Source organism: Demequina silvatica, assembly GCF_000971215.1.
GTDB lineage: Bacteria > Actinomycetota > Actinomycetes > Actinomycetales > Demequinaceae > Demequina > Demequina silvatica.
This window is the reverse complement of sequence record NZ_BBMA01000002.1, coordinates 553201-576241: the sequence shown is the minus strand read 5'-3', so window position 1 is coordinate 576241 and position 23041 is coordinate 553201. Positions and strand designations below refer to the sequence as shown.

24 protein-coding genes and 1 pseudogene are annotated in these 23041 nt (G+C 71.8%); 15 read left to right on the top strand and 10 right to left on the bottom strand.

The features are described 5' to 3' along the window. Positions 1–192: 192 nt before the first annotated feature. The 8 genes from rpmH to AOM05_RS02715 all read left to right on the top strand — a co-directional run bounded on the left by rpmH (position 193) and on the right by AOM05_RS02715 (position 5370). Positions 193–330 (top strand): 50S ribosomal protein L34, encoded by a 138-nt coding sequence (gene rpmH / locus AOM05_RS02750; RefSeq protein ID WP_062204973.1) that lies wholly within the window; start codon positions 193–195, stop codon positions 328–330. A gap of 2 nt (positions 331–332) precedes the next feature. Beyond that, positions 333–677: a ribonuclease P protein component gene (gene rnpA, locus AOM05_RS02745; protein WP_082097202.1), complete on the top strand. Its 345-nt coding sequence runs from the start codon at positions 333–335 to the stop codon at positions 675–677. Continuing rightward, complete coding sequence (gene yidD, locus AOM05_RS02740; RefSeq protein ID WP_082097201.1) at positions 674–970, top strand: membrane protein insertion efficiency factor YidD; 297 nt, start codon at positions 674–676, stop codon at positions 968–970. Before rnpA ends, yidD begins: the two co-directional genes overlap by 4 nt. Positions 971–978: 8 nt before the next feature. Then, positions 979–1974 (top strand): membrane protein insertase YidC, encoded by a 996-nt coding sequence (gene yidC, locus AOM05_RS02735; RefSeq protein ID WP_062519227.1) that lies wholly within the window; start codon positions 979–981, stop codon positions 1972–1974. Next, on the top strand, positions 1971–2450 hold the full coding sequence (locus AOM05_RS02730) for a Jag family protein (protein WP_062519226.1): 480 nt from the start codon (positions 1971–1973) through the stop codon (positions 2448–2450). The genes yidC and AOM05_RS02730 overlap by 4 nt, the downstream gene beginning before the upstream one ends. A gap of 19 nt (positions 2451–2469) precedes the next feature. Next, positions 2470–3111, top strand: a complete 642-nt coding sequence (gene rsmG / locus AOM05_RS02725) for a 16S rRNA (guanine(527)-N(7))-methyltransferase RsmG (RefSeq protein ID WP_062519224.1) — start codon at positions 2470–2472, stop codon at positions 3109–3111. A gap of 283 nt (positions 3112–3394) precedes the next feature. Then, entirely contained in the window at positions 3395–4387 is a 993-nt protein-coding gene (locus AOM05_RS02720) for a ParA family protein (protein ID WP_369401110.1), read from the top strand. Next, on the top strand, positions 4384–5370 hold the full coding sequence (locus tag AOM05_RS02715; protein ID WP_062519222.1) for a ParB/RepB/Spo0J family partition protein: 987 nt from the start codon (positions 4384–4386) through the stop codon (positions 5368–5370). Before AOM05_RS02720 ends, AOM05_RS02715 begins: the two co-directional genes overlap by 4 nt. 34 nt (positions 5371–5404) lie before the next feature. Here the strand turns inward: AOM05_RS02715 and AOM05_RS02710 are convergent, their stop codons facing one another. The 8 genes and pseudogenes from AOM05_RS02710 to AOM05_RS02680 all read right to left on the bottom strand — a co-directional run bounded on the left by AOM05_RS02710 (position 5405) and on the right by AOM05_RS02680 (position 14856). Further along, the gene (locus AOM05_RS02710) at positions 5405–6352 is read right to left on the bottom strand and encodes a D-alanine--D-alanine ligase family protein (protein ID WP_267127695.1); all 948 of its coding nucleotides are present in this window, start codon (positions 6350–6352) and stop codon (positions 5405–5407) included. Between the two features lie 13 nt (positions 6353–6365). Further along, a complete protein-coding gene (locus tag AOM05_RS02705) occupies positions 6366–7676 on the bottom strand; it encodes an aminotransferase-like domain-containing protein (protein WP_062519219.1) in 1311 nt (436 codons plus the stop codon). Between the two features lie 80 nt (positions 7677–7756). Then, the gene (trxA, locus tag AOM05_RS14540; protein ID WP_228373197.1) at positions 7757–8059 is read right to left on the bottom strand and encodes a thioredoxin; all 303 of its coding nucleotides are present in this window, start codon (positions 8057–8059) and stop codon (positions 7757–7759) included. Positions 8060–8101: 42 nt separating this feature from the next. Further along, positions 8102–9076: pseudogene (trxB, locus tag AOM05_RS02700) on the bottom strand (thioredoxin-disulfide reductase); the annotation flags it as partial. A gap of 113 nt (positions 9077–9189) precedes the next feature. Further along, positions 9190–10623: a protein kinase family protein gene (locus AOM05_RS02695; protein WP_062519216.1), complete on the bottom strand. Its 1434-nt coding sequence runs from the start codon at positions 10621–10623 to the stop codon at positions 9190–9192. Between the two features lie 21 nt (positions 10624–10644). After that, positions 10645–12351 (bottom strand): murein biosynthesis integral membrane protein MurJ, encoded by a 1707-nt coding sequence (murJ, locus tag AOM05_RS02690; protein ID WP_062519214.1) that lies wholly within the window; start codon positions 12349–12351, stop codon positions 10645–10647. Position 12352: 1 nt separating this feature from the next. After that, positions 12353–14302: a DUF6049 family protein gene (locus AOM05_RS02685; RefSeq protein WP_156165003.1), complete on the bottom strand. Its 1950-nt coding sequence runs from the start codon at positions 14300–14302 to the stop codon at positions 12353–12355. Between the two features lie 11 nt (positions 14303–14313). After that, positions 14314–14856: an NUDIX hydrolase gene (locus tag AOM05_RS02680; protein WP_062519211.1), complete on the bottom strand. Its 543-nt coding sequence runs from the start codon at positions 14854–14856 to the stop codon at positions 14314–14316. A gap of 101 nt (positions 14857–14957) precedes the next feature. On the opposite strand from AOM05_RS02680, the gene AOM05_RS02675 reads away from it, so the two are divergent. Continuing rightward, positions 14958–16418, top strand: a complete 1461-nt coding sequence (locus tag AOM05_RS02675) for a CCA tRNA nucleotidyltransferase (protein ID WP_062519209.1) — start codon at positions 14958–14960, stop codon at positions 16416–16418. A 13-nt stretch (positions 16419–16431) separates the two neighbouring features. On the opposite strand, the gene ald is transcribed toward AOM05_RS02675, so the two are convergent. Next, on the bottom strand, positions 16432–17532 hold the full coding sequence (gene ald / locus AOM05_RS02670) for an alanine dehydrogenase (RefSeq protein WP_062519207.1): 1101 nt from the start codon (positions 17530–17532) through the stop codon (positions 16432–16434). 147 nt (positions 17533–17679) lie between these two features. On the opposite strand from ald, the gene AOM05_RS02665 reads away from it, so the two are divergent. After that, positions 17680–18210, top strand: a complete 531-nt coding sequence (locus AOM05_RS02665) for an Lrp/AsnC family transcriptional regulator (RefSeq protein ID WP_062519204.1) — start codon at positions 17680–17682, stop codon at positions 18208–18210. Between the two features lie 27 nt (positions 18211–18237). Here the strand turns inward: AOM05_RS02665 and AOM05_RS02660 are convergent, their stop codons facing one another. Beyond that, a complete protein-coding gene (locus AOM05_RS02660) occupies positions 18238–19530 on the bottom strand; it encodes an MFS transporter (RefSeq protein WP_062519202.1) in 1293 nt (430 codons plus the stop codon). Positions 19531–19589: 59 nt separating this feature from the next. Between AOM05_RS02660 and AOM05_RS02655 the strand changes: the two genes are divergently transcribed. The 5 genes from AOM05_RS02655 (at position 19590) to AOM05_RS02635 (ending at position 23013) form a co-directional block, all read left to right on the top strand. After that, a complete protein-coding gene (locus AOM05_RS02655) occupies positions 19590–20954 on the top strand; it encodes an acyltransferase family protein (RefSeq protein WP_062519200.1) in 1365 nt (454 codons plus the stop codon). Further along, a complete protein-coding gene (locus AOM05_RS02650; RefSeq protein ID WP_228373182.1) occupies positions 20951–21436 on the top strand; it encodes a DUF805 domain-containing protein in 486 nt (161 codons plus the stop codon). The genes AOM05_RS02655 and AOM05_RS02650 overlap by 4 nt, the downstream gene beginning before the upstream one ends. A 44-nt stretch (positions 21437–21480) precedes the next feature. Further along, positions 21481–21855: a DUF805 domain-containing protein gene (locus tag AOM05_RS02645; RefSeq protein WP_062519196.1), complete on the top strand. Its 375-nt coding sequence runs from the start codon at positions 21481–21483 to the stop codon at positions 21853–21855. A 64-nt stretch (positions 21856–21919) separates the two neighbouring features. Further along, positions 21920–22294: a DUF805 domain-containing protein gene (locus AOM05_RS02640; RefSeq protein ID WP_062519194.1), complete on the top strand. Its 375-nt coding sequence runs from the start codon at positions 21920–21922 to the stop codon at positions 22292–22294. Positions 22295–22344: 50 nt separating this feature from the next. Continuing rightward, entirely contained in the window at positions 22345–23013 is a 669-nt protein-coding gene (locus tag AOM05_RS02635) for an SDR family oxidoreductase (RefSeq protein WP_062519192.1), read from the top strand. Positions 23014–23041: the final 28 nt, after the last annotated feature.

Genomic DNA, 23041 nt, shown 5'->3' with positions numbered 1-23041 from the left:
CGGTGCATGGCCCGACACCGGTTCGTTACCGCATGTCCGCGTGTCGGTCATCTGGCGTCCGGCCGTGATGGTGGAGCCTATCCTGTTCAGGAGGCGCGCCCCAAGACGACCGACGCGATTTGACCCTTCTCCCGGGTTACGCGTAACGTTAGTGCGCTGATTTGACCATGCCCTGAAACTAATGGAGTACCCGTGAGCAAGCGGACTTTCCAGCCGAACAACCGCAAGCGTGCCAAGACGCACGGCTTCCGTCTGCGCATGCGCACGCGTGCCGGACGTTCCATCCTGGCCTCGCGCCGTCGCAAGGGCCGCGGCAAGCTCTCGGCCTGAGGTTGCTGCCGGCCGACGCACGTCTGCGATCGTCCACGGACTTCCGGTCCGTGATGCGGTCGGGGATCCGAAGCGGCCGGCGCACCCTGGTGGTGCACGTGGCGCTGACCGGCGATGCGAGACGCATGGCCGGTTTCGCTGTTTCTAAGGCGGTAGGAGGTGCCGTGGTCCGCAACCGCGTCAAGCGACGCCTGCGCGCGATCATGTCGGCGCGCGTCCCCGGCCTGCCGGAAGGCACCGCCGTGGTGATCCGCGCCCTGCCGCCCGCCGCCGACGCCTCGTTCACGGACCTCGCGTCCGACGTGGACGGGGCGCTTCGCCATGCCCTCGCGAAGGCGGCGCGATGACCGTCGCCGGCCGCGCGCTGACGGGCGCCATCCGCGGATACCAGCTCGTGGTCTCCCCGCTGACGGGACCGCGCTGCAAGTACCACCCGACGTGCTCGCACTTCGCCGTCGAGGCGATCCAGGTGCACGGCGCGTTCGTGGGCACCGGGCTGGCGACGTGGCGCGTGCTGCGGTGCAACCCATGGAGCAACGGCGGCGTCGACGACGTCCCCGCAAAGGGGGAGCGTCTGTTTCGCCTCACGCGGAACAATGCCGCAATGCTTAACCAATCGACCTCTGCTCGGCTGACCTAAGGACAACAGTGGACACTCTGCTCTACCCGCTCGAGTGGGTGGTCGCCAACATCGTGGTGATCTGGCACCAGATCTGGACCTTCATCGGTCTCGACCCGACAGCCGGCATCACTTGGGCGCTGGCGATCGTCGGCCTGGTGGTCACCATCCGCGCGGCCCTCATCCCGCTGTTCGTCAAGCAGATCAAGGCGTCGCGCGCGATGCAGCTGATCGCCCCGGACCTCAAGAAGGTTCAGGACAAGTACAAGGGCAAGAAGGACCAGGCGTCCCGCGAGGCGATGAGCCGCGAGACCATGGAGCTGTACTCCAAGCACAAGACGAACCCGTTCGCCTCGTGCCTGCCGATGCTGATCCAGGCGCCCATCTTCTTCGCGCTGTTCCGCGTGCTCAACTACAACCTGGGCGGCGACGCCGGACCGATCGGCCTGCTGTCGCAGGACCTCATCGACCAGGCCGCCAACGCGACCTTCTTCGGCGCCCACCTGAACGAGACGTTCTTCAACTCCGAGGGCATGTCCGCGAAGATCGTGTCCGCGGTGCTCATCATCGCGATGGTCGCGACCACGTTCCTCACGCAGCACCAGCTCACGCGCAAGAACCTGCCCGCCTCCGCCCTCGAGGGCCCGATGGCGCAGCAGCAGAAGATCCTCATGTACGCGCTGCCGTTCATCTTCGTGATCACCGGCCCGAACTTCCCGGTGGGTGTCCTCATTTACTGGACCACCACCAACATCTGGACCTTCGGGCAGCAGTTCTACGTGATCCGCAACAACCCGACCCCGGGCTCCGAGGCCGAGCGCCAGCACAAGGAGCGCCTCGCGGCGAAGGCCGCCCGGAAGGCCGCCCGCCGGGGCGAGGACCCGAACGCCGTGGTGATCGAGCAGGCACCCGCGATCGAGGACGAGAGCAAGCGATCGGGGCAGCGCCAGCAGCCCAAGCGCAAGAACCGTGGCGGCAGCAAGCCCCAGGCCCTGCCGGCCGATGACACCAAGGACGAGTCATGACCGACAACATCAAGAAGCTCGAGGCCGAGGGCGACGTCGCCGCGGACTTCCTCGAGGAGCTGCTCGACATCCTCGACATGGATGGCGACATCGACATCTCCGTGGAGGCGGGTCGCGCCAAGGTGGCGATCGTCGCCGACGGACCGAGCCAGGACCTCAAGCGCCTGGTGGGCCCCGACGGCGAGGTGCTCGAGGCGCTCCAGGACCTCACGCGTCTCGCGGTGCAGTCCGACACCGGCGAGGTGAGCCGCCTCATGCTGGACATCGCCGACTTCCGCACGGGCCGCCGCGAGCGTCTCGCGGAGCAGGCGCGCGAGGCCATCGCCAAGGTGCGCGCGTCGGGCGACCGCGTCTCGCTTCCCGCGATGAACGCCTTCGAGCGCAAGGTGGTCCACGACGTCGTGCTCGAGGCGGGGCTCTCCTCGGAGTCCGAGGGCGAGGACCCGCAGCGCTACGTCGTGGTCCTGCCGGCCTGACGTTTCACGTGAAACATCGATGACCGACGACCCCCGCGAGCAGGATCCGCTGGACGGATCCGCCGCAGTCCGTGAGTACTTCGGCGACACGTACCCTCGCGTGTTCGCGTTCGCCGACATGCTCCGTGACCAGGGCGTCGAGCGCGGGCTGATCGGTCCTCGCGAGGTCGGCCGGCTGTGGGAGCGTCACATCCTCAACTCCGCGGCGCTGCACCCCTTCCTGGGGGAGGGGCGCGTCGCGGACGTCGGCTCGGGAGCGGGGCTGCCCGGCCTGGTGCTCGCGGCCATGGATCCCGACCGCGACTACGTGCTCATCGAGCCGATGGAGCGACGTACCCAGTGGCTGTTCGAGGCCGCGCGCGAGTGCGGGATCGACAACGTGCAGATCCTGCGCGGCCGCGCTGAGGAGGTCGCGGAGTCGGTCGAGGCCGACGTCATCACCGCACGTGCGGTGGCGGCCATCGACAAGCTGGTGAAGTGGTGCCGGCCGCTGCTGACCGACCACGGTCAGTTCGTGCTTCTCAAGGGACGCAGCGCCCCTGACGAGCTCGAGCGCGCCAAGTACACGCTGCGCAAGCAGCGCCTCACCGGGGAGATCCACTCCGCGGGGACGATCGCCGGGGTCGAGCCGACCACCGTCGTGGTACTTACCCACAGCTGACGTCCACAGCGCTCTCCACAGCGGTTCGTGCGGGAAATGGCCCCTCACGGGTGGTTTCTCCACAGATGGCACCCGGTGACCTGGCCCGGCGAGTGCGGCCTCGGCATCCGGCCGCCGCCTGTTGCCTCGTCGGCGCTCTGCGGTAGAGTCGTGACCTCTGGGAAGGACCTCCCGCCTCGCTGCCGACGGCGGGAGCGTGTGTGTCAGGGACCATGTTTCACGTGAAACATGGTGCGCCGCGCGGCCCGACCGGCTCACCGCGGCACAACGAGAAGGGAACTGCGTGTCGACCGATCAGACGCAGCACACGAACGTGACCGACGACGAGAGGTCCAGCACCCTGCCCTCTGTTTCACGTGAAACATCGGACCCGTTCGACGGACTCGCGGAGGATCACGGCAGCCCGCTCGCCGCGCAGATGATGGCCACGGAGCGTCACCGCCGGGAGCTCGAGGAGGCCACCTTCCCGCGACCGCCCCGCACCCGCGTCATCGCCGTCTCCAACCAGAAGGGCGGGGTGGGGAAGACCACCACCTCGGTCAACGTCGCCGCGGCGCTCGCCAAGCGCGGGGCCAACGTGCTGGTGATCGACGCGGACCCCCAAGGCAACGCCTCCACGGCGCTCGGCGTCGACCACCGGTCCGGCACGCCGTCCATCTACGACGTCCTGCTCGACGACGTGCCCATGAACAAGGTCGCGCAGCGCTGCCCGGACATCGACACCCTGTGGTGCGTGCCCGCGACGATCGACCTCGCCGGCGCGGACATCGAGCTGGTGTCCGTGGTGCGGCGCGAGTTCCGCCTGCACGACGCGGTGAAGGAGCTCCTCGCTGGCCCCGGCAAGAACCTCGACTACGTCTTCATCGACTGCCCGCCCAGCCTGGGGCTCCTCACGCTCAACGCGATGGTGGTCGCCACCGAGGTCCTCATCCCCATCCAGTGCGAGTACTACGCGCTCGAGGGGCTCACGCAGCTGATGAAGACCGTTGAGATGGTGCGCAAGCACCTCAACCAGGGCATCCACGTCTCCACCATCGTCCTGACGATGTACGACGGCCGCACCAACCTCGCGCGCGAGGTCGCGTCCGAGGTGCGGTCGCACTTCCCGTCGCAGACCCTCGAGCAGACCGTGCCACGCTCGGTACGCGTGTCCGAGGCACCCGGCTTCGGACAGACCGTCATCACCCACGACCCGCATTCGTCGGGAGCCGTCGCCTACACGGCGATCGCGCGTGACATCGCGGTGCGCGGCGCCGCGGGATCGGAGAAGCAGTGAGCAAGGCGAAGAGGGGCCTGGGCCGCGGCCTGGGCGCGCTGATCCCCACCGAGCCCGAGGCCCAGACCGGGGAGCGTCCCCGCGACGTCTTCTTCTCCGACACGTCGACGGCGGCGCTGCCGACCATCACCGAGGTGTCCGAGGACGGCGAGCTGGTCCCCGTGCCCGGTGCGCGCTTCGCGCACATCGACCCGCACTCCGTGGTGCCGAACCCCCGCCAGCCCCGCACGGTGTTCGACGAGGACGAGCTCGCGGAGCTGGTCGGATCCATCAAGGAGATCGGCGTCCTCCAGCCGATCGTGGTGCGCCCCAACCCCACGGGGGAGGGCTTCGAGCTCATCATGGGCGAGCGCCGCCTGCGCGCGTCCAAGGAGGCCGGGCTCACCGAGATCCCGGCGATCGTCCGCGAGACCGACGACGTCGCCATGCTTCGCGACGCGCTCGTCGAGAACCTCCACCGCAGCCAGCTCAACCCGCTCGAGGAGGCCGCCGCCTACCAGCAGCTCCTCGAGGACTTCGGGATCACGCACGAGGAGCTCGCGACGCGCATCTCCCGCTCGCGCCCGCAGATCTCGAACACGCTGCGCCTGCTGCGCCTGCCCGCGACCGTCCAGCGCCGCGTCGCCGCGGGCGTCCTCAGCGCCGGCCACGCCCGCGCGCTGCTGGGCCTCGAGACGCACGAGCAGATGGAGCACCTCGCCACGCGCATCGTCGCCGAGGGCCTCTCGGTGCGCGCCACGGAGGAGGCGGTGGCGCTCGGCGTCGACACGCCGAAGCCCCGTCGAGGCGCCGTGCGTGCCGGGGCACGCACCCCGGCGCTCGATGACCTGGGCGGACGCCTCGGCGACCGTTTCGACACGCGCGTCAAGGTGAAGCTGGGACGGACCAAGGGATCCATCACCATCGACTTCGCAACGGTGGACGATCTCAACCGGATCGTCGCGATGATCGATCCGCAGGACCCGGGAGTATTCTCCGACTAGGAGATCTACCAGGGACGATGCTTGGTTCCGGCCCCTAGCGGGCGCCGGGACCACGCTGCGCGGCACCCAGCACCAGGTCCCCGTACACCTGGCCGAGGTCCAGTCCGGCGGCCTCGGCCGCCTGCGGGAACAGCGACGTCTCCGTCATCCCGGGGGCGATGTTGATGTCGATCACCTGGGCGCGGCCGTCGCCGTCGAGGATGATGTCGATGCGCGAAAGGTCGCGCAGGTCCATCGACCGGTGCACGGTGAGCGCCGTCGCCGCCGCCTGCTCGGCCTGGGCGTCCGTGAGGCGTGCCGGTGCGAAGTACTCGACGCGGCCGGGGTTGTAGCGCGCGTCGTAGTCGTACGCGCCGTCGGTGACCGTCTCGACCGCCGGCAGGACCCGCGCATCGTCCCCCGTGCCAAGGACGCTCATGGCGACCTCGGTGCCCTCGACGAACCGTTCCACCAGGGCGATGTCGCCGTAGGCGAAGCAGTGGACCATCGCACGGGCGAGGTCGGCGCGGTCGCGGACCACGGAGACGCCGAGGGCGGATCCGCCCCGCGCGGGCTTGACCACCACGGGCAACCCGAAGCGCGCGACGATCGTGTCGAGCACCTGCTCGGCGCCCACCTCGCGGAACAGCGACTGCGGCAGCGTGACGTGCTCGGGGGTGTCGATCCCGGCGCGGCCCATCACGGCCTTCGCGACCGACTTGTTCCACGCGACGCGCGAGGCCCCGGAGGTGGTGCCCACGTACGGCACGCCCATGAGCTCGAGCAGGGCCTGGAGCGAGCCGTCCTCGCCCGTGGCGCCGTGGAGGAGCGGCCACACCACGTCCACGTCGCCGGCGCGCAAAGTCGGGATCAGCTCGGTGTCAACGTCGAGCAAAGAGACCTTCTCCACCTTGCCACGGAGCGCGTCCTGGACCCGGCGTCCGCTGCGGATCGAGACGTCGCGCTCGTGCGACAGGCCGCCGGCGAGGATGAGTGCGTGCATGACGTTCCCTTCGTCAGTACAGGTCGGGCGACGGGAAGTCGACCGCATCGCCGCGGGCTCCTCCCGAGGTGCCGAAGATCCGGACGGTCTCGAGCTCCGCGTCCACCACCGTCGCGAGCCTCCGCACGCCCTCGCGGATGCGCTCGGGCGTGGGGAAGCAGTAGGACAGGCGCAGGTGGTCCGTGCCGGTCCCGTCGATGTAGAAGGCGCTGCCCGACACGTAGGCGACGCGCGCGGTGATCGCGCGCGGGAGCATCGACTTGGCGTCGAGCCCGTCCGGGAGCTTCACCCACACGTAGAAGCCGCCGTCGGGCACGTTCCAGGACGCCTCGGGGATGTGCTCCGCCAGGGAGGAGATCATCGCGTCGCGTCGCTCGCGGTACTGCACCTGGAACTTCTTGATCTGGCCCTGCCAGTCGAAGTGCTCGAGGTACGTCGCGATCGCCATCTGCGAGGCGTTGGACGGCGACAGGATGGCGGCCTCGGACGCGAGCACCAGCTTCTCGCGCACCGCGTGGGGCGCGACGGCCCAGCCCACCCGGTAGCCGGGAGCGAAGGTCTTGGAGAATGATCCCAGGTAGATGACCCCTTCGGGGCTCATCGACCGCATGGCAGGCATCGGCTCGGTGTCGAAGCCGAGCAGGCCGTACGGGTTGTCCTCGAGCACCAGCACGCCGTAGCGCTGGCAGATCTCCAGGACCTGGGGCCGGCGCTCGAGCGACAGCGTGACCCCGCCGGGGTTGTGGAAGTTCGGCACCGTGTAGAGGAACTTCACGCGCTTGCCTGCGGCCTTGAGCCGGGCGAGCGTGGTCTCGAGCTCCTCGGGGATGAGGCCGTGCGCGTCCATGGGGACGTGGACCACCTCGGCCTCGTGCGCGCGGAACACGCCGAGCGCGCCCACGTAGGACGGCGCCTCGGCGACGATCACGTCGCCCGGATCGATGAACACCGTGGTGACCAGATCCAAGGCCTGCTGCGAGCCCGTGGTGACCACCACATCGTCCGGATGCGCGCTGATGCCCTCGAGGGCCATCACCTCGAGGATCTTCTCCCGCAGCGTGACGTCGCCCTGCCCGGAGCCGTACTGGAGCGCCACCTCGCCGTGCTCGACGATGATCCGGCGCGTCATCTCGCCCAGCTCCTCGAGCGGCAGGCCGCCGATGAACGGCATGCCGCCGGCCAGCGACACCACCTCGGGACGGCTGGCGACGGCGAAGAGCGCGCGGATCTCGGAGGCGCGCATCTGGTGCGCGCGCTGCGCGTACGACCCGAACCAGGGGTCGAGGCGGGTTCCCTCGCGAGGGGTGGGCGTGCCGTCGCTCATGCGGTCAGTCTGTCAGACGCACGGGGGTCCAGCCGTCATGCGGCTGGACCCCCGTGGCTGGAGACGATGCGCGGGTCGGGTCAGGCGATGACCTCGTCGAACAGCGCGGCGAGGGCGGGCTTGGGACGCGCGCCCACCACGGACTTCACGACCTCGCCGCCCTTGAAGAAGCTCATGGTGGGGATGGACGTGACGCCGTACGCCATCGCGAGCTGCGGGTTGGCGTCGGTGTCGACCTTGACCACCTTGAGGCGGCCGGCGTACTCCTCCGCGAGCTCGTCGAGGAGCGGCGCCACGGCGCGGCACGGGCCGCACCAGGTCGCCCAGAAGTCGACCACCACGGGCACCTCGGACTGCAGCACCTCCGCCTGGAACGAGTCCACGGTGGCAGGGACCGGCGTGGTGGGCAGCTCGGCGGCGGGCGCCGCCTCCGCCGCTGCGACGGTCTCCGTGCCGGTGGACGATGCGGCGTGGAGGGCGTCGAGGAAGTGCTGGGCGTCGAGGGCGGCGGAGCAGCCGGAGCCTGCGGCGGTGATGGCCTGGCGGTAGCGGTTGTCGACGAGGTCGCCGCAGGCGAACACGCCGTCGATGTTGGTGGCGGTGGTGCGGCCGGTCACGAGGACGTAGCCGGCCTCGTCGGTGTCGACGACGCCCTTGACCAGCTCGGAGCGGGGCTCGTGGCCGATCGCGACGAACAGACCCGTCGCGGCCAGCGTGCTGTCCTCACCGGTGACACGGTTGCGGATCTGCACGCCCGACAGCTTGGCGTCGCCGGCGAGGCCGGTGACCTCGGAGTTCCACACGAACTCGATCTTGGGGTCGTTCATGGCCCGGTCGGCCATGATCTTCGACGCCCGCAGCTCGTCGCGACGGTGCACCAGGTACACCTTGGACGCGAAGCGGGTGAGGAAGGTGGCCTCCTCGACGGCGGAGTCGCCGCCGCCGACCACCACGACCTCCTGGTCGCGGAAGAAGAACCCGTCGCAGGTCGCGCACCAGGACACGCCCTTGCCCGACAGGCGCTTCTCGTCGTCCAATCCCAGCTCGCGGTACGCGGAACCCATCGCGAGGATCACCGCGTGGGCGATGAACTCGCCGCTCATGCCCGTGGTGACCTTCTTGACCGGGCCGTCCAGCTCGAGCGCGGTGACGTCGTCGAACATCACCTCGGCGCCGAAACGCTCGGCCTGCGCCTGCAGGGTCTCCATCAGCTCAGGCCCCTGGATGCCCTCGACGAACCCGGGGAAGTTCTCCACCTCCGTGGTGTTCATCAGCGCACCGCCCGCGGTGACCGAGCCCGCGATCACGAGCGGGTGGAAACCCGCACGCGCGGCATAGATGGCGGCCGTGTACCCGGCAGGACCGGATCCCACGATGATGACGTTGCGGGTGTCGCTCACGTTTGTTCCTTGTGTGACGGTGGGGCCCTGCCCGGGGAGGGCAGGGAGGCGAATCTATGAACAGATGGTAGGGGGCGTGTGTTCCCGGGCGCGCCGGCGGGTGTTCGGTGCCGTCACGACTGTGGATCGGGTGACGGGTTGAGCGTCGCGGTGACCGCCGGGTTGGGGATGCCCGAGGGGTCCTGCTCGATGACGATGTCGTCGCCGAGCGGCGAGGCGAGCCACGCCATCGCGATCATCACGGCGAGCACCATGCCGGCGATCGCGACGGTGAGGACCACCCGGCTGCCGTTGAGGGGTCCGCCGCTGTTGGCGCGCTCGCGCGCGCGTCGGAGCGACCGCGCGATGCCCTCGGACGCGGGCCAGCGACGGTGGAGCGCCTCGAGCACCAGCTCCCAGGTGCCCTTCTCGCGCACCAGGTTCTGCTCGGCGACCATGATCTCGAGCGTGTCGAACGCGGCCTCGTGACGGTCCGCGGGCTCCGGCGGGGCCGCGACCGCACGCCCCTCCGCGACGGCACGCTCGTGCTCGGCCGCGAGGGCCTGGGCGATCGCGAGCTCCTGCGTCGCGGCCTCGTGGGCCTCGTACTCCTCGAGGGCGGCACGCACCTGAGCGTGGGGGTCGCCGTCGGACAGCTCGGTGGCGCGGGCCTCCTCGGCGGCGGAACGTGCGGCGACCAGCGTGCCCGCCTCGACCAGCGCGCGTGCCGCGGCGCGCTCCTCCTCGAGCCGGCGCTCCTCCTCGGCGGCCTCGCGCGCGGCGCGCTCCGCCTCCTCGCGCTCGAGGCGCGGCGTGAGAGGCAGCGAGTCGACCGCACCGTCGAAGCCGATCAGGGCGCGCGCGTCCGCGGAGGCGAGCGCGTTCACCACGTCAGCCACCGCAGCGGGCCCCGCGCCGAGCAGCGTGTCCACGGCGAGGGTGCGGGCGGCCGGAGCCAGACCGTCCGGGAGGTCGTCCGCCGTGGCCTCGTCGGGGTCGAGCCCGGTGAGCGCACGCACCAGGATGAGGGCGAGCTCGCGCGCGTCGCGCTCCTCGCTGGGCGGGTCGACGAGGCCGGCATGCGCGGCCGCTTCGCCGTCCACGCCGAGGCCCGCCACCACCACGCGGCCGCGGGTGGTGATGGTGATGCAGCCCGGTCGCACGAAGCCGTGGGTGAGGCCCGCGGCCCGTCCGACGGCGAGGGCTCGAGCGGCGCCGCCCACGATCGCGACGGCGCGGCGCGCGTCGATGCGGTGACGCGCGAGCACGTCTGCCAAGGAGGCACCGGGGACGTGCTCGACGGCCACGAAGGTGACCGGGGCATCGTCCACCGTCTCCCTGCCCGTCGCGACGATGCGCGCGAGGCGCGGGTCGCGCAGCCGCGCCGCCCGCATCGCCTCGCGACGGATGGACGCGTCCTCGGCGGTCCGCACCACGTCCACCACGGTGCGTCGACCCAGGCGCGTGTCATCCGCGAGGTGCCGCTCGATGTCGGGGATGTCGTGGTCGATCGCCCGAAGCAGGGTGAAACGCGCACCCAGAACAGTGCCCGCTCTCACCTGATCCAACCCCCGAACCTCGCTCCGCACCTATCGTACGTTGCGCCTCAGACGTCGCGTGATGGGGGCGAGGAGCTCGCTTGCCTCGGGCACTCGCAGCACCCGCAGGACGGCCCAGTAGAGCAGGCCCATCAGGGGGATGAGGATGACGAGCGCGACCAGGGCGACCATCAGGGAGTGCATCCTGTCGCCCGGATCGGAGGCGGGGATGAAGCGCAGGAGCGACCATCCGACCGCGCCGGAGAGCACCGCGGCGAGGAGCGCCCGGATCGCGAGGCCGCCGTACGCGCGGATGCCGAGGCTGCCGATGCGCGTGCGCACCGCCCCGCCGCGCAGCAGGACCCCGATGACGTTGGAGATGCTGAGGGCGAGCGCCACGCCGGCGGTCCACCAGTAGGGGTCCAGCCCCTGCTGGAGGATGAGCATCCCGCCCACCCACGCGACGGTGACGGGGATCTGGATGTAGAAGACGGCCTTGGCATCCTCGAGCGCGAAGAACACGTTCTTGAACACGCCGAGCAGGGCGAGCGGCACGCCTCCGAGGGCGAGAGCCATCAGCACGTACGCGATGGAGCGGACCTCCGCGGGCGCGGCCGTGGGAAGCGCCAGACGCACGATGGCGGGCGCGAGGGCGACCAGCACCGCGGTGGACCACAGGCCGAACACGGTGACGATCCGCATGCCGCGCTGCACGGTCGCGCGCAGGGCGGCGGTGTCGCGCGCGGCAGCGTGGCGCGACATGGTGGTGGCGAGGGCCGTGATGAGCGACACGATGATGAGCGAGTGCGGCAGCAGGTACAGCATCATGGCGTTGAAATAGGCGGCGTTGCCCGCGATCACCTCGCCGCCGAGGTCGCTCCCGACCGCGCCCGCCTCGCTGGCGACGCGCGTGGCGACCACCACGCCGACCTGGTCGAGCAGCACCGCTCCGAGCGCCCAGCCGGCCACCGTGGTGATGCCCGACAGCTCGCCCTTGGGTCCGGACCAGACCGGGCTCCACCGGTAGCCGCCGCGACGGAGCGGCCACATGAGGATGAGCGCCTGCGCGGCGATGCCGAGCGTCGCGGTGCCCGCGATGAGCCACGTCGGGTTGGCGCTCCACCAGCCCGGGTCGTCGAACTCGGCCGAGTGGGACGCGTAGCCGCCGTACATCGCGAGGAACGCCGCGAGGCCCACGATGGAGACGAGGTTGTTGAGCACGGGCGCCCACATGTACGGCCCGAACTGCTCGCGTGCGTTGAGCACCTGGCCCAGGATCGTGTACACGCTGTAGAAGAACAGCTGCGGGATGCACCAGAAGGCGAACGCGACGGCGAGGTCGCGCTGCGGGGCGTCCCAGCCCTGGGTGTAGATCGCGACGAAGACCGGCGCCGCGAGCGTGAAGAGGATCGACAGCGCGAGCGAGCCGAAGACGCCGAGCGTGACGATCCGGTCGACCGTGCGCTTGCCGTCGGGGCGACGGAACGCCCGCACGATCTGCGGGACCAGCACCGCGTTGAGCACGCCGGCGGCCACGATCGCGTAGAGCGTGTTGGGGATCTTGTTGGCGACGTCGTAGGCGTTCGCCGCGATCCCCGTGGCGCCGATCGCGGCGACGAGCATCGCGTTGCGGATGAAGCCGAGCCCGCGCGACACGAACGTGCCGGACGCCATCACCAGCGTGTTGCGCCCGAGCGAGCGGACGCGCGGCTGCGGGGGGTTCTCCGCGCCCGGGGTCACGCCGCTGTCCTCGGTCACGTCACTCCTTCTCGGCCGGGGCGTCCGAGTCCTCGGTCACGCGGGTGGTGCGCGTCTCCTTGCGGCCGCGGCGGATGGTGCGGATCACGCCCATGACGAGCAGCACCACCAGACCCGCCGTGAACACGGCCGTGACGGCGGTGCCCCAGTCCGCGCGGACGCGGACGCTCATGCTCACCGGCTCCGCGATCGCGATGCCCTCCGCGTTGCGCAGCACCGTGATAGCGCGGACGTTCGCCGAGGAGACCGCGGACACCTCGACCGGCACCGTCTTCGACGAGCGCGCCGGGATGGTGACGGTGGGCGACTGGCGGATCTGCAGGTTGGGAGAGAAGGACGTCATGTCGACCACCACCGTCGCGTCGACGTCGAGGTTGTTCACCACCGTCACGGGCAGGTTGCCCTGGTCGGCGATGAAGTTCACGTCGGATCCCGCCGCGACGTGGAGCGCACCGAGCGTCTCGTCGACCGAGGCGGCGGAGGTGGCGACCCGCAGCTCGACCTGGACCGCGTCCCCGCGCACCGCGCGGTCGAGCGGCGACAGGAGGGTGCGCCCGCCCGGGTCGAGGATGCTGGCGGGGTCCTCCGCCACGGTGCTCAGCTCGGAGAGATCCGCGAGGCGGGAGGTGAGGCCCGCGAGGGTGCTCGCGTCCATGTCGTCCGCGGTGTCGCGCTTCCACCGGATCGAGGTCTGGGTCGCGGGGTCGCGGGTGAGGTCCTCGACGCTGACGGCGTCCACGAAGGGCGCGTTCATCAGCGCGGCGAGCGCGGAGGCGTCCTCGGAGCCCGACGGCGCCCATGCGTCGCCGGTCCACAGCAGCACCGGCGACACGGTCTGGGACGCGGTGAGCGCCCCCGCGGCGATCGCGGCGCCCACGGTGCCGGCCGAGGCGCCGCCCGGGGCGGTGACGTAGGAGGACAGCGTGCCGTCGGGCGTGAGGAGGGCGACCTCCTCGCCGCCGGCCCGCGTGGTCGCGACCGCGCCCTTGACCCTGTTCGACATCACGTCGGCGCGGCCGGTCACCAGCATCGCCCCGGCGTCCTTCTCCGCCGCCAGGCGGACCGTCGAGCGGTCGGCCTTCTCCACGACCGCGAGCCAGGACGTGTCCTGGAGCGAGCTCGCGCCGGTGCCGAGCGAGCTGTCGAGCGCGAAGTCGAGCAGCGACGCGTCCTCGGCGTGCGCGAGCGAGACGATGTCGGGGTCCTGCGCGGGCAGGCGCATCACCGCGCGGTCGGACAGGTCGAGAGTGTCGGTGCCCAGGTCCGACAGCGCGGTCTGATCGATCGCGAGGGTGACGCCGTCGATGTCGGTCGCCGCGGCGATCGAGCGGACCTGGGCGCTCTGGCCGGACGCCGTGGCGACCGTCGCCAGCGTGAGCTGCGGCATGGCCGCGTCCACCCAGGTGACCGCGCCGGTCATGAGGGTCGAGTCGCCGTCCTCGGTGCGCAGCAGCACCTCGACGCCGTGGACGCCCCATGTGTCCTCCGCGAACGGCAGGCGCTTGGCCTGGGACGTCACGGACACCGTCGAGGAGGAGGTGCCGTCGAGCCGGGTGACCGCGGTCGGGCGGCCGTTGTCCCCGCTCGCGACGGTGGACGTGCCAACGTCGGAGGACCCGACCGTGATCATCGAGCCCTGGTCGCCGGCGAGGTAGTCGGCCAGCGCCGCGCGGTCCTCGAGCGGCTCGCGCGTCAGCCGCAGGAGCACCCGGGCGCCGTCCACCGGGGTCGCCGCGAGGTTCTCGACGGACACCACGGCCGTGAGGGACTGCTGCGGGCGCACCATCGGGATGGGCGCGGACTCGACCGTGCCGATCACGGTGCCCGACGTGGCGGTCGCGGCCTCGTCCGGCGCGGCGTGCGCCGCCGGTGCGACGGCGGTCGCCGCCGCCGCGACCGCACCTGCGGCGAGCGCGCGGCGCACGGCCGCGCGCGTCCGGGACCCGCGCATCGTCCCTCCGCTCACGGGGCGATGGCCAGCAGGCGTGCCGCCGCCTGCGCCATCTTCCGCTCGTTCGGGTACGCGAGCTCGCGCGACAGGTCCGCGACCGCGATCCAGCGCGCGACCTCGGCCTCGTGATCGGGGTCGTTCTCCGTGGTGATGATGCCGCCCTGCGCCTCGAGCAGGTAGTGGTGGACCACCTTGTGGACGCGGCGGTCGTCGCCCGTGAACCAGTAGTCGATGATGCCGAGCGGCTGGATGATCTCCGCGTCGATGCCGGTCTCCTCGGCGACCTCGCGGACCGCGGCGATCTCGGGGGTCTCGCCCTCCTCGATGTGGCCCTTCGGCAGGCACCACTCGAGGCGGCCCGCGCGGTTGCGGCGCCCGATGCAGGCGGCGTACGCGATGCCGTCCTCGACCCGCACGGCGATGCCGCCGGCGGAGGTCTCGTTGCTCACGGGCAGGTGCGGCGCCCGGTGCGCGACGCTCTCCCGACGCCTCAGCGCGGCCCCCTGCGGAGGCGTCGGCACGGGGCCGGGGCGCGGGACGGGCGGCGTGGGCATGGCCCAACTCTAACGACCCGCCGGAGGGGGTCAGGGAGGCGTGCCCGGCGGGTGCGGGCCCGGGCGGGGGTCCCGGGGCGCCGGTCTGGGACACTTGACCGGTGACCAGCCAGCCTTCCGCCCCGCCCTCGCTCGACGTCCTGCGCCGCCGCGCCGCGGGCCTGTGGGCCGCGCTCCCGCCGGAGATCACGGAGCTCGCGGAGGCGTTCGAGCGCGAGGGTCACGAGCTCGCGCTGGTGGGCGGTCCGGTGCGCGACGCGTTCCTGGGCCGCTCGAGCGCGGACCTCGACTTCACCACGTCCGCGTCGCCCGAGCAGAGCGAGCGGCTGCTCAAGCGGTGGACGCGCGCGACGTGGGACATGGGGCGCGAGTTCGGCACCATCGGCGGGCGGCGCGGCGAGCTCGTGGTGGAGGTGACCACGTACCGCGCGGACGAGTACGACGGCGCGACGCGCAAGCCGGTGGTCGCGTTCGGGACCTCGCTCCACGGCGACCTCGCGCGCCGCGACTTCACGGTCAACGCGATGGCGGTGCGGCTGCCGTCGCTGGAGTTCGTGGACCCGTTCGACGGGCTGTCCGACCTCGCGGGCGGGCTGCTGCGCACGCCGATCGACCCCGAGGTGTCCTTCGGCGACGACCCGCTGCGCATGATGCGCGCCGCGCGCTTCGCGTCGCAGCTGGGCTTCGAGATCGAGCCCGCGACGTTCTCCGCGATGGCGGCGATGGCCTCGCGCATCGAGATCGTCTCGGCGGAGCGGGTGCGCGACGAGCTCACCAAGCTGCTGCTCGGGTCGCGGGTGCGGGAGGGGCTGGCGGCGCTGGTCGACTCGTCGCTCGCGGACCACGTGCTTCCCGAGCTGCCGGCGCTCAAGCTCGAGGTCGACGAGCACCACCACCACAAGGACGTCTACGAGCACACCCTCACCGTGGTGGAGCAGGCGATCGCACTCGAGACGTCTCCGGACGGGGCCGTGCCGGGGCCGGACCTGGTGCTGCGCCTCGCGGCGCTGCTGCACGACATCGGCAAGCCCGCCACGCGGCGCCTCGAACCCGGCGGCGGAGTCTCCTTCCACCACCACGAGGTGGTGGGCGCGAAGCTGGCCGCGCGTCGGCTCAAGGCGCTGCGCTTCGACAAGGACACCATCAAGGCCGTCGAGCACCTGGTGTTCCTCCACCTGCGGTTCCACGGCTACGCCGACGCGCGGTGGTCGGACTCCGCGGTGCGCCGCTACGTGGTGGACGCGGGCGCCGGGCTCGAGCGGCTGCACCGGCTCACGCGCGCGGACGTCACCACCCGCAACCGCCGCAAGGCCGACCGCCTCTCCTTCGCCTACGACGACCTCGAGGCGCGCATCGCCGAACTGCGCGAGCAGGAGGAGGTCGACGCGATCCGCCCCGACCTCGACGGCACGCAGATCATGGCGCTGCTGGGGATCACGCCCGGGCGTGACGTGGGCGCGGCGTACAAGTACCTGCTCGAGCTGCGGATGGAGCACGGGCCGCTGGGCGAGGAGCGGGCCGAGGCCGAGCTCCGGGCCTGGTGGGAGGCGCGGCAGGGCTGAGCCCCGCCGCGCCTCAGGCGACCGGCGCGCCCGCCAGGTGCGGGAAGAGCTCCGCGACCGGGCCGTGGATGATCCGGCCGTCGACCGTCGCGAGCCCGCGCGCGAGCGCGGCGTCCTTGGCGGTGGCGACCTCCCAACCGTCGTTCGCGAGGCGCAGCGCGTACGGCAGGGTCGCGTTGGTGAGGGCCAGGGTCGAGGTGTTGCCCACGGCGCCCGGCATGTTCGCCACGCAGTAGAAGGTGGAGCCCTCGACCGTGTACGTCGGGTCGGCGTGGGTGGTCGCACGCGAGTCCTCGAAGCATCCGCCCTGGTCGATCGCGATGTCGACCAGCACCGAGCCGGCCTTCATCCGCGACACCAGGTCGCGCGACACCAGCCGCGGCGCCCGTGCGCCGGCGACCAGCACCGCGCCGATCACCAGGTCCGCCTCGAGGCATGCGCGCTCGACCTCGTACGCCGAGGACACCACCGTCTTGACCCGACCCGCGTAGAGCGCGTCGAGCTGGCGCAGCCGCGGCACCGACAGGTCCAGGACCGTGACGTCCGCGCCCATGCCCACGGCCTGCGCGATCGCGTTCTGGCCGGACATGCCGGCGCCCAGCACCGTCACGCTCGCGGGCCGCACGCCGGGCACGCCGCCCAGCAGCACGCCGCGGCCGCCCTGGCTCGACTGCAGCGCGTACGCGCCCACCATGGTCGCCATGCGTCCCGCGACCTCGCTCATCGGGGCGAGCAGCGGCAGCGACCCGTCCTCGAGCGCGACCGTCTCGTACGCGATCGCGGTGGTCCCGGAGGCCACCAGCGCCCGGGTGAGCGGCTCGTCCGCCGCGAGGTGGAGGTAGGTGAACAGCAGCAGGCCCGCGCGCAGGTAGCCGTACTCGGCGGCGATGGGCTCCTTGACCTTGATCACCATGTCGGCGGCCCACGCCTCGTCGACGGTGCCCAGCTCGGCGCCCGCGAGCACATACTCCTCGTCGGCGAAGGCGGAGCCCAGCCCGGCGCCCGCCTGCACCACCACGGAGTGGCCGGCCGCGACCAGCGCGTGCACGCCCGCCGGGGTCGCGCCCACGCGACGCTCGTTGTCCTTGATCTCTGCGGGGATGCCGATGCGCATCGCCCCTCCTCCCTGGCGCCGCGCGCCGCTCGCATCCGGGTGAACCGCATGTTCTTCGCCGGATGCCTACAATTCTTGGAGGAACTTCATTCAGGGCAAGCAATCGTGAACGCAGGCCCAGAAAAGCAGGGAAGAGGCGAAGAATCGATGGAGCAGCACCTCCGCGGCGGCGTCGGCCCGAAGGGTCTTCGGCTCGACGACCTCGACGAGAAGATCCTCTGGGAGCTCATGCGCGACGCCCGCATCCCCAACGCGGCGCTCGCGGCCCGCCTCCACGTCGCCCCGTCGACCACCCACGGTCGCGTCAAGGCGCTGCGCGAGGCCGGCGTCATCAAGAGCGCGCACATCGAGGTGGACTACGAGGCGCTGGGGCTGGACGTCCAGGGGATCGTCTCGGTGCGGCTGCGCGCGCAGGCCCGCCCGCAGATCAAGAGCTACGCCGCCAAGGTCATCCAGCTGCCCAACGTGCTGTCCGTGTTCTTCGTGGGCGGCACCATCGACTTCCTCATCCACGTCGCGTGCACTTCCACCGCGCAGCTGCGGGACTTCGTCGCGACGGAGCTCAGCATGGACCCCGCCGTCGCGTCGACGGAGACCAACATCGTCTTCGACCACCTGATCGGCCAGGAGCACCTGGGCAGCGGCGGCCTCGCCGCGCTGCGGGGTCCCATCCGGTAGGGCGGGGGGGACGATGCGCCGGTCGCCTCACCCCACGGGCGTGGGCACGCGCGGCGCCCGCGCGTAGACCAGCGCGACGGCCAGGTAGGCGACCGCGACGCCGGCCATGACGCCGGCGGAGTACCCGGTGGGCGGCAGCACCGCTGCGGCCACCGCCGCGCTCGCGACGAACGCGACGTTGTACGCCATGTCGTAGAGCGTGAAGGCGCGGCCGCGGTACTCGTCGGCGGTGTCGCGCTGCACGATCGTGTCGACCGCGATCTTGCCGCCCTGCACCGCGAGGCTGATGATGACCGCCGCGGCGAGCAGCGCCCACCTCGCCGAGGACGCGGCGAGCAGCGCCTGTCCGGCCGCCCCGAGCACCAGGCACGCGACTATCCAGCGGTGCCGGCCCACGCGCGGCCCGAGCCACGGCGTGAGGACCGCCGCGAGCCCGAACCCGGCGGCCGCGAACCCGAGCACCAGGCTGAACTCGCCGAGCGAGTTCTCGGGGTGCGCGGGGTCCCCGAGCAGGTAGCGCGACATGAGGATCGACGCGACGAACATCACCCCGTACAGCAGCCGCTGCGCCGCCATCACGCCGAGCGCCTGGAACGGCGTGACGCGCCGGCGCAGGTAGACCACCCCCGACGCGAGCTCGCGACCCAGCTCGCGCACCTGGGCGCCCAGCCGCAGCGCCTCGAGCGGGTGCGTGGGGCCCAGCTCCGTGTGCCCCAGCAGCGTGGCGGCCCAGGACGATGCGGCGAAGGCTCCCATCGCGGACACCAGGGCCGCGAGGGCCAGGGAGGCATCCGAGGCGGTCGGCACCAGGAACGTCACCACGCCACCGATGGCCGCGCCCGCGGCGGCGGCGATGGTGCCCAGCGTGGGCATGATCGCGTTCGCGGCGAGCAGCTCCTCCCGGGGCACCACGTTCGCGAGCCCCGCGGACATCGCGGCGAGCAGGAAGCGGTTGACGGACAGCGTCAGCAGCGCGAGCGCGTACAGCGACCACAGCGGGCCACCGAGCGCGAGCACCGCGAGGATGCTGCCGGCCATCCCGACGCGCACCAGGTTGCCCACCAGCAGGATCCGCTGACGCTGCCAGCGGTCGATCAGCGGCCCGACGAACGGCCCCACCAGCGTGAACGGCGTGAGCAGCACCGCGAACCCGATCGCGATCTCCGAGGGTGTGGCCGCCTGCGTCGGGTCGAAGAAGAACGCGGTCGCGATCCCCACCTGGAACATGCCGTCGCCGGCCTGTGACAGCAGGCGGGACAGCGTGAGGCGGCGGAATCCACGGGCCCGCCAGAGCCGGGCGAGGTCGCTGGCCAGGGTCACGCGCCCAGCGTAGGGGGTGTCGCGACCCCCGTGTGAGAGCGCTCGCTAGTCTCGGGGCCATGGCCGACCAGGTCGCCGCCGCGGTGGCCGCGACACCCGCGTCGCGGGACCGCTTCGTGGACCTCGTGCGCGTCGGCTCGCTGCTGGGCGTGGTGCTGGGCCACTTCGCGATGGCCGCCGTCACGCTCGACCACGCGACCGGCACGGTCGACGTCGCGAACGTCCTCGAGCTCGCGCCGTGGACCCGCCCGCTCACCCTCCTGTTCCAGGTGATGCCGCTGTTCTTCGCCGTCGGCGGCTTCGCGCACGCGACGGCCTGGCGATCGCTGCGCGCCCGCGGCGGCGGGTACGCGGACTTCGTGCACGCCCGCGTGAGCCGCCTGGTGCGGCCGGCGCTGGTGTTCGTCGGCGTGTGGACGCTCGTCGCGGTGCTGGTCGAGGCCGCCTGGCGCGACTCGCCCGCGACGGCCCCGCTGCTGCAGATCGCGGGCCAGCTGCTGTGGTTCATCGGCATCTACCTCATCGCCGCGGCTCTCGCCCCCGCGCTCCTGGCCCTCCACGACCACGCGCCCGCGGTCACCCTCGCGGCGCTCGTCGGCGCCGCCGTCGCGGTCGACGCGCTCCGGCTCGGCGCCGGCATCGACGGGGTGAAGTGGTTCAACTTCGCCTTCGTGTGGCTCGCGGTCCACCAGCTCGGCTTCCACTACGCGGACGGCGCGGCCGAGCGCTGGGGCGCGCGACGGCTCGGAGGGACGATGCTCGGGCTGGGGGCCGCGACCCTGGTCGCCCTGGTCGGGTGGGGACCGTACGGCATCTCGATGGTCTCCTACGACGGAGAGGAGCTGTCGAACCTCGCGCCGCCCACCGTCGCGCTGCTCGCGTTCGCCGTCGCGCAGTGCGGCGCCGTGCTGCTGCTGCGGGCGCCGGCGCGGCGCGCGCTGGAGTCGCGGCGCGTGTGGACAGCCGTGGTGGCGGGAGGCGCGGTCGCGATGACGGCGTTCCTCTGGCACTTCTCGGCGCTCGTGGCCGTCTACGCCACCCTGTGGGTCGCGGGCGTGGACGTCGACGGCGACCCGACCACCGCATCGTTCTGGTGGACCAAGCTCGCCATGCTGCCCGCGTTCCTGGCGCTCGTCGCCGTGTTCGTCGCGGCGTTCCGGCGCTTCGACCGCCCGCCGCCGCGGGCGGGGCTGGTGGGGCCGCGCCTCGGACGCACCGTGCTCGCGGCGCTCGCGGTCGCGTGCGCGATCGTCGGGATGCTCGCCTTCGCGGTCACCGGGTTCCGCGGCGTGCTGACCGGGTACGTGGGCCATCTCGCGGGCGTGCCCGTCACCGTGTGGACCGGCCTGGTCCTGGTGGTCGGCGCCGACCTGCTCGCGCGCGCGGCGGTGCGCCGGCCCCGCCGGTCTACAGTGACGGGGTGACCAGGGGAGGCCCGATGGGCTTCGGCGAGGCCGTCGCGACGTGCTTCCAGCGCTACGCGACGGTGCGGGGCCGCGCGCGCCGGTCCGAGTTCTGGTGGTTCCAGCTGTTCGGCTCGCTCGCGTGGCTCGCGACGGCGGGCGCCTTCGCGGCGCTGTGGCTCGCGGCGTTCTCGGGCGAGGCCCGCCCGTCCGAGGACCCCACCATCAACCCTGACTACGTCGCATGGGGGCCGCTCACCGCGGCGTTCGGCGTGCTGCTGGTCTACGTGCTCGCGGTCGGCGTCCCGACGCTCGCCGTCACCGGTAGGCGGCTTCACGACGTGGGCATGAGCGCGTGGTGGCTGCTGCTCCTGGTGCCCGGGCTCGGGATCGTGCTGCTGGCGATCGCGGTGGTGGACGGGCACCACGGTGCGAACCGGTTCGGACCCGACCCCCGCATCGTCCCCGGTCCTTCCAGGGACAACGCCGCGCTCGCCCGCTAGGTTGGACGTGCCGGCACCGGCCGGCCCATCGAGGAGGGGTCCCCATGAACGGTTACAGGCTCGCGCTGTCGAAGTACGCACAGTTCTCGGACCGCTCGCGCAGGCGCGAGTACTGGGGGTTCGTGCTGGTGAACTTCCTCATCTCGATCGTGTTCGGCATCCTGCTCGCGGTGGCCGGCTACGACTACGAGACGATGGAGGGCAGCGGCCTCGCCGCGGTGATCCTCGTGGTGTTCGCCATCTACGCGCTCGCGATCCTCCTCCCGTCGCTGGCGCTGCAGTGGCGCCGCTACCAGGACATCGGGTGGCCGGGGGCCGTGTCGATCATCGGGTGGTTCTTCCCGCTGCTCACCTTCATCGTGGCGCTCATCCCCGGAAACGTGGGCGCGAACCAGTACGGGCCCGACCCGAAGGCCTGATCCCGCCGCGCGCCGCGACCACCGCGCGTCTACGTTGAGAGCATCGGGCTCTCAGGGGGACGGCATGGGCGGGTACGTCGCGGGAATCAAGCGGTACACGGACTTCACGGGGCGCTCCCGGCGGAGCGAGTACTGGGGGTTCGTGCTGGTCAACGCGCTCATCTTCACCGTGGTCGCCGTGCTGGCGCTCACGGCCGGACGCGACGCCGAGGCGGGGACGTACACGACCTTCGGGTGGGTGCTGGTGATCGCGCTGTCCTTCTACGGGCTGGTGCTGCTGGTGCCCGCGATCGCGATCCAGTTCCGCCGCTACCAGGACATCGGATGGAACGGGGCGCTGTCGATCATCGGCTGGTTCATCCCGCTGCTGACCCTGGTCGTGGCGTGCATCCCCGGCAACGAGGGTCCCAACAAGTACGGGCCGGACCCGAAGGCCTGACTTCCGCGCCCCCGGTTGCACGGGTCCAGGTGTCGGGCCAGGGTGGAGATATGAGCATCCCGGCGCGTGTAGGCGTGGTCGGCGGGTCTGGCAAGGTCGCCCGTCGGCTGATCCCGATCCTCCTTCATCGGGATCACGAGGTGGTCGCGTTCGCGCGACGCGACGAGCAGCTGCAGACCCTCGCCGACCTGGGCGCGATCGCGCGTCGGCTCGACATCGAGAACGCGGACGAGCCCGACTTCGCCGCGGTGTTCGGCGGTTGCGACGCGATCGTGTTCGCGGCGGGTGGTGGCCCGGACGGCAACGCGTCCCGCAAGCGCACCGTGGACCTCGAGGGCTCGCTCAAGTCGATCGCGGCCGCCAAGAGGCGCGGCATCAAGAGGTTCGTACAGGTCTCCGCGATGGGGGTGGACGCGGACCCCGACCCCGAACGGGGGGACGTGTGGACCGCCTACGTGTACGCGAAGCGGGAGGCGGACATCGAGCTGCGGAAGTCGGGGCTCGCGTGGACCATCCTGCGGCCCGGCATCCTCACCGACGGCCCGGGCACCGGATGTATCACCATCGGTGAGAAGGTGCAGCCCTACTCGATCCCGCGCGTCGACGTCGCGCAGACCATCGCGTCCTGCATCTCGCGTCCCAAGACCGCCGGGCATCAGTGGGAGATCATCACGGGGCCGCACCCCATCGGGACGGTGCTCGACGAGCTGACGGCGTGAGCTGAGGGCTGGCGCGCGGCGGGCGGGT

Coding starts and splice junctions, on each gene's coding strand:
- yidD (WP_082097201.1), top strand. CDS start 674: ATGACCGTCGCCGGCCGCGCGCTGACGGGCGCCATCCGCGGATACCAG.
- AOM05_RS02730 (WP_062519226.1), top strand. CDS start 1,971: ATGACCGACAACATCAAGAAGCTCGAGGCCGAGGGCGACGTCGCCGCG.
- rsmG (WP_062519224.1), top strand. CDS start 2,470: ATGACCGACGACCCCCGCGAGCAGGATCCGCTGGACGGATCCGCCGCA.
- AOM05_RS02710 (WP_267127695.1), bottom strand. CDS start 6,352: ATGCACGCACTCATCCTCGCCGGCGGCCTGTCGCACGAGCGCGACGTC.
- AOM05_RS02705 (WP_062519219.1), bottom strand. CDS start 7,676: ATGAGCGACGGCACGCCCACCCCTCGCGAGGGAACCCGCCTCGACCCC.
- AOM05_RS02685 (WP_156165003.1), bottom strand. CDS start 14,302: ATGCGCGGGTCCCGGACGCGCGCGGCCGTGCGCCGCGCGCTCGCCGCA.
- AOM05_RS02680 (WP_062519211.1), bottom strand. CDS start 14,856: ATGCCCACGCCGCCCGTCCCGCGCCCCGGCCCCGTGCCGACGCCTCCG.
- ald (WP_062519207.1), bottom strand. CDS start 17,532: ATGCGCATCGGCATCCCCGCAGAGATCAAGGACAACGAGCGTCGCGTG.
- AOM05_RS02665 (WP_062519204.1), top strand. CDS start 17,680: ATGGAGCAGCACCTCCGCGGCGGCGTCGGCCCGAAGGGTCTTCGGCTC.
- AOM05_RS02655 (WP_062519200.1), top strand. CDS start 19,590: ATGGCCGACCAGGTCGCCGCCGCGGTGGCCGCGACACCCGCGTCGCGG.
- AOM05_RS02645 (WP_062519196.1), top strand. CDS start 21,481: ATGAACGGTTACAGGCTCGCGCTGTCGAAGTACGCACAGTTCTCGGAC.
- AOM05_RS02640 (WP_062519194.1), top strand. CDS start 21,920: ATGGGCGGGTACGTCGCGGGAATCAAGCGGTACACGGACTTCACGGGG.
- AOM05_RS02635 (WP_062519192.1), top strand. CDS start 22,345: ATGAGCATCCCGGCGCGTGTAGGCGTGGTCGGCGGGTCTGGCAAGGTC.